This is a genomic window from Pseudomonas sp. BNK-15 (assembly GCF_047456105.1).
In the GTDB taxonomy this organism is placed as follows: domain Bacteria; phylum Pseudomonadota; class Gammaproteobacteria; order Pseudomonadales; family Pseudomonadaceae; genus Aquipseudomonas; species Aquipseudomonas putida_E.
In genome coordinates this window covers 382,562-394,598 of sequence record NZ_CP179898.1, presented here as the reverse complement: position 1 = coordinate 394,598, position 12,037 = coordinate 382,562, and the positions used below count along the sequence as shown (strand labels likewise).

The 12,037-nt window shown below is 62.7% G+C and carries 9 protein-coding genes; all 9 read left to right on the top strand.

Features of this window, described 5'->3' with window-relative positions; translation table 11 throughout:
* Positions 1–122 precede the first annotated feature (122 nt).
* Positions 123–1,343: an aspartate aminotransferase family protein gene (locus ACMGF5_RS01690; RefSeq protein WP_119687581.1), complete on the top strand. Its 1,221-nt coding sequence runs from the start codon at positions 123–125 to the stop codon at positions 1,341–1,343.
* 140 nt (positions 1,344–1,483) lie between these two features.
* On the top strand, positions 1,484–2,503 hold the full coding sequence (aruF, locus tag ACMGF5_RS01685) for an arginine/ornithine succinyltransferase subunit alpha (RefSeq protein ID WP_046785392.1): 1,020 nt from the start codon (positions 1,484–1,486) through the stop codon (positions 2,501–2,503).
* A gap of 54 nt (positions 2,504–2,557) precedes the next feature.
* The gene (gene astA, locus ACMGF5_RS01680) at positions 2,558–3,586 is read left to right on the top strand and encodes an arginine N-succinyltransferase (RefSeq protein ID WP_012315596.1); all 1,029 of its coding nucleotides are present in this window, start codon (positions 2,558–2,560) and stop codon (positions 3,584–3,586) included.
* Positions 3,587–5,050: a succinylglutamate-semialdehyde dehydrogenase gene (gene astD / locus ACMGF5_RS01675; protein ID WP_119687580.1), complete on the top strand. Its 1,464-nt coding sequence runs from the start codon at positions 3,587–3,589 to the stop codon at positions 5,048–5,050.
* A 23-nt stretch (positions 5,051–5,073) separates the two neighbouring features.
* Entirely contained in the window at positions 5,074–6,423 is a 1,350-nt protein-coding gene (gene astB / locus ACMGF5_RS01670) for an N-succinylarginine dihydrolase (RefSeq protein ID WP_119687579.1), read from the top strand.
* A 14-nt stretch (positions 6,424–6,437) separates the two neighbouring features.
* Positions 6,438–6,728, top strand: coding sequence for a topoisomerase II (locus tag ACMGF5_RS01665; RefSeq protein ID WP_161871244.1), 291 nt, complete (start codon positions 6,438–6,440; stop codon positions 6,726–6,728).
* Between the two features lie 10 nt (positions 6,729–6,738).
* A complete protein-coding gene (gene astE, locus ACMGF5_RS01660) occupies positions 6,739–7,746 on the top strand; it encodes a succinylglutamate desuccinylase (RefSeq protein ID WP_046785389.1) in 1,008 nt (335 codons plus the stop codon).
* Positions 7,747–8,083: 337 nt separating this feature from the next.
* Complete coding sequence (gene alaS, locus ACMGF5_RS01655; RefSeq protein WP_414157526.1) at positions 8,084–10,708, top strand: alanine--tRNA ligase; 2,625 nt, start codon at positions 8,084–8,086, stop codon at positions 10,706–10,708.
* Positions 10,709–10,793: 85 nt separating this feature from the next.
* A complete protein-coding gene (locus ACMGF5_RS01650) occupies positions 10,794–12,029 on the top strand; it encodes an aspartate kinase (RefSeq protein ID WP_119687577.1) in 1,236 nt (411 codons plus the stop codon).
* Positions 12,030–12,037: the final 8 nt, after the last annotated feature.

Here is a 12,037-nt window from a genome sequence, read left to right as displayed (position 1 = left end):
TAAAACTGGGTTTTGCGCTGTAACAAGTTGTCGCTTGGCCGCAAGGACAGGCGCAGATCAGTCCTTACAATCCCCCCATCGCTCGCCACTTCCAGGCCAGCGTTCCTCTTCAGGAGACTCAGATGTCCGTTGAGCAAGCCCCGGTGCAACGTGCCGATTTCGACCAGGTCATGGTCCCCAACTATTCTCCGGCGGCCTTCATTCCTGTGCGAGGCGAGGGTTCCCGCGTATGGGACCAGTCGGGTCGCGAGCTCATCGACTTTGCCGGTGGCATTGCGGTAAACGCCCTGGGCCACTGCCATCCGGCACTGGTCAAGGCCCTGACCGACCAGGCCAATACCCTCTGGCACGTTTCCAACGTCTTCACCAACGAACCGGCACTGCGCCTGGCACATAAACTGGTCGATGCCACCTTTGCCGACCGTGCTTTTTTCTGCAACTCCGGCGCTGAGTCCAACGAGGCCGCCTTCAAGCTGGCCCGTCGTGTGGCCCATGACCGCTTCGGTCCCGACAAGCACGAAATCATCTCCGCCGTGAACAGCTTCCACGGTCGCACCCTGTTCACCGTCAGTGTCGGCGGCCAGCCGAAGTACTCGGACGGTTTCGGCCCGAAGATCACCGGCATCAGCCATGTGCCCTACAACGACCTGGAAGCGCTGAAGGCACAGATTTCCGACAAGACCTGCGCCGTGGTGATCGAGCCGATCCAGGGCGAGAGCGGTGTGGTCCCGGCCGACAAGGCGTACCTGGAAGGCGCCCGCAAGCTGTGTGACGAACACAACGCCCTGCTGATCTTCGATGAAGTGCAGACCGGTGTGGGCCGTACCGGCTCGCTGTACGCCTATCAGCACTACGGCGTGACGCCGGACATCCTGACCAGCGCCAAGAGCCTGGGTGGTGGTTTCCCGATCGGCGCCATGCTCACCACCAGTGAGCTTGCCAAGCATCTGGCGGTCGGCACCCACGGCACTACCTATGGCGGTAACCCGTTGGGTTGTGCCGTTGCCTGCGCGGTGCTGGATGTGATCAACACCCCAGAAACCCTGGCCGGTATCAAAGCCAAGCACGAGCGCTTCAAGGTGCGTCTGGAGAAGATCGGCCAGCAGGCCGGCCTGTTCTCGCAGGTGCGTGGTGTCGGCCTGTTGATCGGCTGCGTGCTGACCGAAGCCTGGCAGGGCAAGGCCAAGGACATCCTCAATGCCGCCGAGAAGGAAGGCGTGATGGTGCTGCAGGCCGGCCCGGACGTGGTGCGCTTCGCGCCGAGCCTGGTGATCGAAGATGCTGATATCGATGAAGGCCTGGACCGCTTCGAGCGGGCTGTGGCCAAACTGACCCAGGCCTGATTCGCCGGCGGTCCTTTCGCCGGCCCCGAGCGGGCCGGCGATAGCAGAATTCCAGTGCGGGCGCGTGCTTGCAGACTCAACACGCGCCCGCCGTTTTTCCGTGCCGCGAAAGCGGCCAGTTTTTCCAAAGGAGTGACACCATGCTGGTGATGCGCCCCGCGCAAATGGCTGATCTTAACGAAGTGCAGCGCATGGCTGCCGACAGCCCCGTTGGTGTCACTTCGCTGCCGGACGACGCTGCCCGTCTGGGCGACAAGATCGCCGCCTCGGAAACGTCGTTCGCTGCCGAAGTCAGTTTCAATGGCGAAGAAAGCTACTTCTTCGTGCTCGAGGACAGTGTCACCGGCAAGCTCGCCGGTTGCTCGGCAATCGTCGCCTCGGCAGGCTACTCCGAGCCGTTCTACAGTTTTCGCAACGAAACCTTCGTGCACGCCTCCCGCGAACTGAAGATCCACAACAAGATCCACGTCCTGTCGCTGTGCCATGACCTCACCGGCAACAGCCTGCTGACCAGCTTCTATGTCCTGCCTGAACTGGTGAACAGTGGCTGGGCCGAGCTGAATTCGCGTGGCCGCTTGCTGTTCATGGCCTCGCACCCGGAGCGCTTTGCCGACTCGGTGGTCACCGAAATCGTCGGTTACAGCGACGAGCAAGGCGAGTCGCCGTTCTGGGATGCCATCGGGCGCAACTTCTTCGACCTCAACTATGCCCACGCCGAGCGCCTGTGCGGCCTGAAAAGCCGTACCTTCCTCGCCGAACTGATGCCGCACTACCCGATCTATGTGCCCCTGCTGCCGGACGCTGCCCAGGAAGCCATGGGCCAGGTGCATCCGCGCGCGCAGATCACTTTCGACATCCTCATGCGTGAGGGCTTCGAGACCGAGCACTATATCGACATCTTCGATGGCGGCCCGACCTTGCATGCGCGTGCCTCGGGCATCCGCTCGATCGCCCAGAGCAGGGTGGTGCCGGTCAAGCTCGAGGAAGGGCCGGTCAAGGGCGGGCGCCCGTACCTGGTGTGCAACGGCCAACTGCAGGATTACCGCGCGGTGCTGGTCGAACTGGACTGGGTGCCGGGCAAGCCGGTCAGCCTCAGTGCAGAGGCTGCCGAGGCGCTGGGTGTGGGCGAGGGCGCCAGCGTGCGCCTGGTCGCGGTCTGAGGTCTGGGAACAGAGAGTTTTGCGGTAGCTACAGTTGCCGCACAAGGAGATAGCATGATCGTTCGTCCTGTACGCAGCAGCGATTTACCTGCGCTGATCGAATTGGCACGCAGCACCGGTACCACCGGGCTGACCACCTTGCCGGCCAACGAGGAGCGCCTCGGGCATCGTGTCGGCTGGGCCGAGAAGAGCTTCCGTGGTGAGGCCGAGCGCGGTGACACCGACTACCTGTTCGTGTTGGAGAACGACGAAGGCCTGGTGGTCGGCATCAGTGCCATCGCCGGGGCCGTCGGCCTGCGCGAGCCCTGGTACAACTACCGGGTTGGCCTGACCGTCAGCGCCTCGCAGGAGCTGAACATCTATCGCGAAATCCCCACCCTGTTCCTGGCCAACGACCTGACCGGCAACTCCGAACTGTGCTCGTTGTTCCTGCGTAGCGACCACCGCTCCGGGCTCAATGGCCGCTTGCTGTCGCGGGCGCGCATGCTGTTCATCGCCGAGTTCCCGGAGTTGTTCGGCAACAAGATCATCGCCGAAATGCGTGGCATGTCTGACGAGCAGGGCCGTTCGCCCTTCTGGGAGAGCCTTGGGCGGCACTTTTTCAAGATGGAGTTCAGCCAGGCCGACTACCTCACTGGTGTGGGCAACAAGTCGTTCATTGCCGAGCTGATGCCCAAGTTCCCGTTGTACACCTGCTTCCTGTCGGAGGCTGCGCGCAGCGTCATCGGCCGTGTGCACACCGATACCGAGCCTGCCCTGGCCATGCTCAAGCAGGAAGGCTTCAGCTACCAGGGGTATGTCGACATCTTCGACGCAGGCCCGGCCATCGAGTGCGAAACCTCGAAGATCCGTGCCGTACGCGAGAGCCAGACCCTGGTGCTGGCCGTCGGTACGCCTGGCGATGACGCAACCCCTTACATCATCCATAACCGCAAGCGCGATGACTGCCGTATCACTGCCGCGCCCGCACGTCTGGCTGCGGGCACCCTGGTGGTCGACCCGCAAACCGCCAAGCGCCTGCGCATGGGCGCTGGCGACAACGTTCGCGCCGTGCCGCTGTCGGCAAGCCGGGAGGCCCAGTAAATGACCACGCATTACATCGCCGGCAGCTGGCAGGCCGGCCAGGGTGAAGCCCTGCAGTCGCTCAACCCGGTCACGCAAGCCGTTGTCTGGCAAGGGCAGGGCGCCGATGCCGGCCAGGTCGACGCTGCCGTGCAGGCCGCGCGTCAGGCTTTTCCGGCCTGGGCGCAACTGAGCCTGGAGGCGCGCATCGACGTGCTGGAAAAGTTCGCCGAGCAGCTCAAGCAGCATTCCGAGGCACTGGCCTACTGCATCGGCGAGGAAACCGGCAAGCCGCTGTGGGAGTCGGCTACCGAAGTCACCAGCATGGTCAACAAAGTCGCGATCTCGATACAGAGCTACCGCGAGCGCACGGGTGAGAAAAGCGGCCCGCTGGCCGATGCTACCGCCGTACTGCGGCACAAGCCCCACGGAGTGGTGGCGGTGTTCGGCCCCTACAATTTCCCCGGCCACTTGCCCAATGGGCACATTGTCCCGGCGCTGCTGGCCGGTAACTGTGTGGTGTTCAAGCCCAGCGAGCTGACCCCCAAGGTCGCCGAACTGACAGTCAATTGCTGGATCGCCGCGGGCCTGCCTGCCGGCGTGCTCAACCTGGTGCAGGGCGCACGTGAAACGGGCGTGGCGCTGGCTGCCAACCCAGGTATCGATGGCTTGTTCTTCACTGGCTCCAGCCGTACCGGCAACCTGCTTCACCAGCAGTTCGCCGGCCGTCCGGACAAGATCCTCGCCCTGGAAATGGGCGGCAACAACCCGTTGGTGGTGGATGAGGTCAAGGACCTCGACGCGGCGGTATACACGATCATCCAGTCGGCGTTCATCTCCGCAGGGCAGCGCTGCACCTGTGCTCGCCGCCTGCTGGTGCCGCAGGGCGCCTGGGGCGATGCCCTGGTCATACGGTTGGTCGAGGTGTGCAAAAGCATCACGGTCGGCGCTTTTGATCAGCAGCCGGCACCCTTCATGGGTTCGGTGATTTCGCTGCAGGCTGCGCGGGCGCTGGTCGCGGCGCAGGCTGAGCTGCTCGCCAAGGGCGCTACCCAGTTGCTGGAGATGACCCAGCCCCAGGCCGATGCCGCACTGCTGACCCCGGGCATCATCGATGTCACCGCCGTGGCCGACCGGCCCGACGAAGAGTTTTTCGGCCCGCTGCTGCAGGTGATTCGTTACACCGACTTCGATGCCGCCATCGACGAGGCCAACAACACCCAGTACGGCCTGGCCGCCGGGCTGTTGTCAGACTCCCGTGCCCGCTACCAGTACTTCTGGCTGCGCAGCCGCGCCGGCATCGTCAACTGGAACAAGCAACTGACCGGTGCCGCCAGCAGCGCGCCGTTCGGGGGGGTAGGCGCCAGTGGCAACCATCGCGCCAGCGCCTATTACGCCGCCGATTACTGCGCTTACCCCGTGGCTTCGCTGGAGACTGCCAGCCTTGCCCTGCCGGCGACCCTGACGCCGGGCGTCACCCTATAACAACAGGTCACGGAGCCTAGCCGATGAAATCCTATGAAGTGAATTTTGATGGCCTGGTGGGGCCTACCCACAATTACGGCGGCCTGTCCTACGGTAACGTGGCCTCGCAGAGCAACAGCCAGCAGGCCTCGAACCCGCGTGAAGCGGCGCGCCAAGGCCTGGCAAAGATGAAAGCGCTGGCCGACATGGGCTTCAAGCAGGGTGTGCTGGCGCCGCAGGAGCGCCCCGACGTAGCGGCGTTACGTCGCCTGGGCTTCAGCGGCAGCGATGCCGAAGTCATCCAGCGCGCGGCCAAAGAGGCCATGCCGCTGCTGGTCGCCAGTTGTTCGGCATCGAGCATGTGGGTGGCCAACGCGGCCACCGTCAGCCCCAGCGCCGACACCGCTGATGGCCGCGTGCATTTCACCGCGGCCAACCTCAACTGCAAGTACCACCGCAGCATCGAGCATCCGACCACCAGCCGTGTGCTGGCCGCCATGTTCAGCAATGAGCAGCACTTTGCCCATCACCCGGCGCTGCCTGCCGTGGCGCAGTTCGGCGACGAGGGCGCGGCCAACCATACGCGCTTCTGCCGCAGCTACGGCGAGCCGGGCGTTGAGTTTTTCGTCTACGGTCGCAGCGCGTTCGACGGCCGCTATCCCGCGCCGCAGAAGTATCCGGCGCGCCAGACCCTGGAAGCTTCACAGGCCGTAGCACGGCTTCACGGTCTGAGCGATGACGGTGTGGTCTACGCTCAACAGAATCCGTCAGTGATCGATCAGGGTGTATTCCACAACGATGTGATTTCGGTGGGCAATGGCGAGGTGCTGTTCTACCACGAAGATGCTTTCCTTGAGACTGACGCGGTGCTTGGCCAGCTGCAGGCTAAACTGGCCAGCAAGGGTGGCAACTTCCAGGCCATCCGTGTGCCACGGGCAGCGGTGGCGGTAGAGGATGCGGTGCGTTCCTACCTGTTCAACAGCCAGCTGCTCAGCCGCGACGACGGCTCGATGCTGCTGGTGGTGCCTGAGGAGTGCCGCAACAATGAGCGCGTCTGGGCGTACCTGCAGCAACTGACCAGCCAGGGTGGCGCGGTAAAGGAGGTCAAGGTGTTCGACCTCAAGCAAAGCATGCAGAACGGCGGCGGCCCGGCGTGCCTGCGCTTGCGCGTGGCTTTGAAGGAATCGGAACTGGCGGCGGTCAATCCAGGCGTTATCATGACCGCCCCGCTGTACGACACACTGTTGCAGTGGGTCGACAAGCACTACCGCGACCGCCTGGGCGAAGCGGACCTTGCCGACCCGCAGTTGCTGGTCGAATGCCGTACGGCGCTGGATGAGTTGACCCAGATTCTGAAGTTGGGCTCGGTCTATCCGTTCCAACGCCAACCTTGAAGAGAGATTTTGTAATGACCGACGCCCTGCGCCTGATCCTTGAAGATGTAGACGGCACCCAGCTGGAAACCTCCTGCACCCGCTTTGCCGTTGTCTGGCAGGGCAAGGAAGTGTGGATTCAGCAAGACGGCCGTGGCCAATTGCTGATCGGTGTCGACGTCGATGAGAACGACACCGAGTACGCCAACCTGCTGCTGCGCCCGATGGCTACCAACCTGGTCAGCCTGCAGCTGGAGATGGAACCGGCAGAAGTCGGTGAAGACGATGACCACGTCCATGGCCCCGGCTGCGGCCACGACCACTAAGGAAGCGCCTATGCTCGCCCTTGGCAAATTGCTTGAGCTGACCCTGACCGATCATGAGCCGGCCGAGAAGACCCAAGTCACACCCAAGGGCGTGCGTTTACGCTGGCTGGGGGAGGGCGCACTTGAGGTGCGTCCGCCCGAGGGCGACGATTGCGGGTTGGACCTGCTGCTGTCGGCCGGTATCCATGGCAATGAAACGGCGCCGATCGAATTGCTCGAACGGCTGCTGCATGGCGTGGCCAATGGCAAGATCAAGCCGCGTTCGCGTGTGATGTTCCTGTTCGGCAACCCTGCGGCCATCCGCAAGGGCGAGCGCTTCATCGAGCAGGACATCAACCGCCTGTTCAATGGTCGTCACGAGCTTTCCAGTGGTTTCGAGGCATTGCGTGCCGCGGAACTTGAGCAGTTCGCCCGGGTGTTCTTCAGCAAGCCCGAGCGTACCCGCCTGCATTACGACCTGCATACCGCCATTCGTGGCTCCAAGATCGAGCAGTTTGCCCTTTACCCCTACAAAGAGGGGCGCAAGCATTCCCGCCGCGAGCTGGCTCGCCTGGCTGCTGCCGGCATGGAGGCGGTGCTGCTGCAGAGCAAGTCATCGATCACCTTCAGTGCTTTCACCTATGAGCAGCTCGATGCAGAGGCATTCACCCTGGAGCTTGGCAAGGCACGGCCGTTCGGGCAGAACGAGCAGGTCAACCTCGACAAGCTGGAGGAGCGCCTGATCCAGATCATCGAAGGCAATGAGCCTGAGGCCGAAGATTCGCTCGATGGTCTTAAACTGTTCAGTGTGGCTCGCGAGATCATCAAGCACAGTGAGGGCTTCCGCCTGCACCTGCCGGTGGATATCGAGAACTTCTCCGAGCTGAGCAAAGGTTATCTGCTGGCCGAGGACCTGGCCGAAATGCGCTGGGTGGTGGAGGAGGAGGGGGCGCGGATCATCTTTCCCAATCCCAAGGTCAAGAACGGGCTGCGCGCCGGCATTCTCATCGTCCCGGACTCGGGGCAGCGCCTGGGCTGAGATTGCGCATTGCCTTGCAGGAGCGGCCTTTTGTCGCGCAAGGGCGCTTCTACAACGGCCAGTCGTCGCTGAATGCTGCCCATGAAAACCATTTAATTCACCGCCTGTTCCATTTTCCCTTCCCTTGAGCGGTAATTGGCTTGCCAGCGGCAAAAGCCTGCATTTAGCATCCGGTCATGTCATTTTCGTTTGCATGAGCCTTAAAAGCCGTCCAATCGACGCTTTGCATCGCATAAACACACTGCACCGAGATTGCAGGACCGATATAATGCGGCCCTTTGCCGTCGTTTCGTCGACGCGTTTGCCCACCAGGGCCGCCGTTTCCGTGGAAGAACCTATGAAAAGCGCAGAAATCCGTGAAGCCTTCCTTCGCTTCTTCGAAGAGCAGGGCCATACCCGAGTCGCCTCCAGTTCGCTGATCCCGAACAACGACCCGACCCTGCTGTTCACCAACGCAGGCATGAACCAGTTCAAGGACTGCTTCCTCGGTGCCGAGAAGCGCGCCTACACCCGTGCGGTCAGCAGCCAGAAGTGCGTGCGCGCCGGCGGCAAGCATAACGACCTGGAAAACGTCGGTTACACCGCGCGTCACCATACCTTCTTCGAGATGCTGGGCAACTTCAGCTTCGGCGACTATTTCAAGCGCGATGCGATCACGTTCGCCTGGACCTTCCTGACTTCCGACAAGTGGCTGAACCTGCCCAAGGAAAATCTCTGGGTCACCGTCTACGCCAGCGACGACGAAGCCTACGACATCTGGACCAAGGAAGTCGGCGTGCCGGCCGAGCGCATGGTGCGCATCGGTGACAATAAAGGCGCCCCTTACGCCTCCGACAACTTCTGGACCATGGGCGATACCGGCCCGTGCGGGCCTTGCACCGAGATCTTCTACGACCACGGTGCCGATATCTGGGGCGGCCCACCCGGTTCCCCTGAAGAAGACGGCGACCGCTACATCGAGATCTGGAACAACGTCTTCATGCAGTTCAACCGCACTGCCGATGGCGTGCTGCACCCGCTGCCAGCGCCGTCGGTGGATACCGGCATGGGCCTGGAGCGCATCAGTGCGGTCATGCAGCACGTGCACTCGAACTACGAGATCGACCTGTTCCAGAACCTGCTGAGCGCTGCGGCCAAGGCCATCGGCTGCAGCAACGACGGTCAGGCTTCGCTGAAAGTCGTGGCAGACCACATCCGCTCTTGCGGCTTCCTGATCGCAGACGGCGTGCTGCCGTCCAACGAAGGCCGTGGCTACGTGCTGCGCCGCATCATTCGTCGTGCCTGCCGTCACGGTAACAAGCTGGGCGCCAAGGGCAGCTTCTTCTACCAGATCGTCGCCGCCCTGGCTGCCGAGATGGGCGAGGCGTTCCCGGAGCTCAAGAGCCAGCAAGCGCACATCGAGCGCGTGCTCAAGGCCGAAGAAGAACAGTTCGCCAAGACCCTCGAGCAGGGCCTGCGCATCCTCGAGCAGGACCTGGCCCAGCTCAAGGGCGACGTAGTGCCGGGTGACGTGGTGTTCAAGCTGTACGACACCTACGGCTTCCCGATGGACCTGACCGCCGACATCGCCCGAGAGCGCGAGCTGACCATCGATGAAGCGGGCTTCGAGCGTGAAATGGATGCCCAGCGTGAGCGCGCCCGTTCCGCCAGCGCCTTCGGCATGGATTACAACAGCCTGGTCAAGGTCGACACCGCTACCGATTTCGTCGGCTACAACGCCACCGAAGGTCAGGGCAAGGTCATTGCGCTGTACAAGGACGGCCAGTCGGTCGACCAGTTGGGCGAGGGCGAGCAGGGCGTCGTGGTGCTGGACCGCACCCCGTTCTATGCCGAGTCCGGTGGCCAGGTTGGTGACACCGGCTACCTGCAGTCGGGCGCCGTACGCTTTGACGTGCAAGACACCACCAAGACCGGCGGCGCTTTCCTGCACCATGGCGTGGTCGCCAGCGGCGCGCTGGTGATCGGTTCTCCGGTCCAAGCCAAGGTCGATGCCGAAGTGCAGCACGCCACCTCGCTGAATCACTCGGCCACTCACCTGCTGCACGAAGCGCTGCGTCAGGTGTTGGGCGAGCACGTGCAGCAGAAGGGCTCGCTGGTCGACAGCCAGCGTCTGCGTTTCGACTTCAGCCACTTCGAGGCGGTGACGCCTGCGCAGATCAAGGCTCTGGAAGACATCGTCAACCGTGAAGTGCGCAAGAACACCCCGGTGGAAACTGAAGTCACTGATATCGAAACCGCCAAGCGCAAAGGCGCGATGGCCCTGTTTGGCGAGAAATACGGCGATACCGTGCGCGTGCTGAGCATGGGTGGCGATTTCTCCGTCGAGCTGTGCGGCGGGATCCACGCCAAGCGCACCGGCGATATCAGCCTGTTCAAGATCATCAGCGAAGGTGGCGTGGCCTCTGGCGTGCGCCGTATCGAAGCGGTTACCGGCGCTGCCGCGCTGGCTTACCTGAACGCTGCCGAAGAGCAGGTCAAGGAAGCCGCGCAGTTGGTCAAGGGCAACCGTGACAACCTGATCGACAAGCTGTCGGCTGTGCTCGAGCGCAACCGTCAGCTGGAGAAGCAGCTGGAACAGCTGCAGGCCAAGGCCGCCAGCGCCGCAGGGGATGATCTCTCCAGTGCGGCTGTTGAGGTCAAGGGTGCCAAGGTCCTCGCCGCCCGCCTGGATGGGCAGGATGGCAAGGCCTTGCTGGCCCTGGTCGATCAGCTGAAGAACAAGCTCGGCCACGCAGTGATCCTGCTGGGCAGCGAGCATGAGGGCAAGGTCGTGCTGGTGGCCGGCGTGACCAAAGACCTCTCCAGCCAACTCAAGGCTGGTGACCTGATGAAACAAGCCGCTGCGGCAGTGGGTGGCAAGGGCGGTGGCCGTCCGGACATGGCTCAGGGCGGTGGCGTCGACGTCGCTGCGCTGGACCAGGCCCTGGCGCTGGCCGTGCCGTTCGCAGAGCAGGGACTTTGAGATGGAGGGGCCGGTGGTCTAGTCACCGGCCCCTCCATGTTGGATGGTTTTTTTGAGGCCCTGTATGGGCTGAGGCACCATTGAAATGGCGTTGATCGTACAGAAATTTGGCGGCACCTCTGTCGGTTCCATCGAGCGGATCGAGCAGGTTGCCGACAAGGTCAAGAAACACCGTGAAGCGGGCGACGACCTGGTTGTTGTGCTGTCGGCCATGAGTGGCGAAACCAATCGCCTGATCGACCTGGCCAAGCAGATCACCGATCAGCCGGTTCCGCGTGAGCTGGACGTGATCGTGTCCACCGGCGAGCAGGTCACCATTGCCCTGCTGGCCATGGCCTTGATCAAGCGTGGCGTGCCGGCGGTGTCCTACACCGGCAACCAGGTGCGCATCCTCACCGACAGCGCGCACAACAAAGCACGCATCCTGCAGATCGACGACCAGAAGATTCGCGCCGACCTCAAGGAAGGGCGTGTGGTGGTTGTAGCCGGTTTCCAGGGGGTCGACGAGCACGGCAGCATCACTACCCTGGGCCGCGGCGGCTCCGATACCACTGGCGTGGCCCTGGCGGCCGCGCTCAAGGCTGACGAGTGCCAGATCTACACCGACGTCGATGGCGTCTACACCACAGACCCGCGCGTCGTGCCGCAGGCGCGCCGCCTGGAGAAGATCACCTTCGAAGAGATGCTGGAAATGGCCAGCCTCGGGTCCAAGGTGCTGCAGATCCGCTCGGTGGAGTTCGCCGGCAAGTACAACGTTCCGCTGCGCGTGCTGCACAGCTTCAAGGAGGGTCCAGGTACCCTCATTACCATTGATGAAGAGGAATCCATGGAACAGCCGATCATTTCCGGTATCGCCTTCAACCGTGATGAAGCCAAGCTGACCATTCGCGGCGTGCCGGACACTCCGGGCGTCGCTTTCAAGATCCTCGGCCCGATCAGCGCCTCGAACATCGAAGTGGACATGATCGTGCAGAACGTCTCGCACGATAACACCACCGACTTCACCTTCACCGTGCACCGCAACGAGTACGAGAAGGCCCACAGCGTGCTGGAGAACACCGCACGTGAAATCGGTGCCCGCGAAGTGATCGGCGATACCAAGATCGCCAAGGTATCGATCGTCGGTGTTGGCATGCGTTCCCACGCAGGTGTTGCCAGCCGCATGTTCGAAGCTCTGGCCAAGGAGAGCATCAACATCCAGATGATCTCCACGTCCGAGATCAAGGTGTCGGTAGTCATCGAAGAGAAGTACCTGGAGCTGGCCGTTCGCGCGCTGCATACCGCGTTCGAGCTTGACGCTCCGGCCCGACAGGGCGAGTAAGGCGTTGC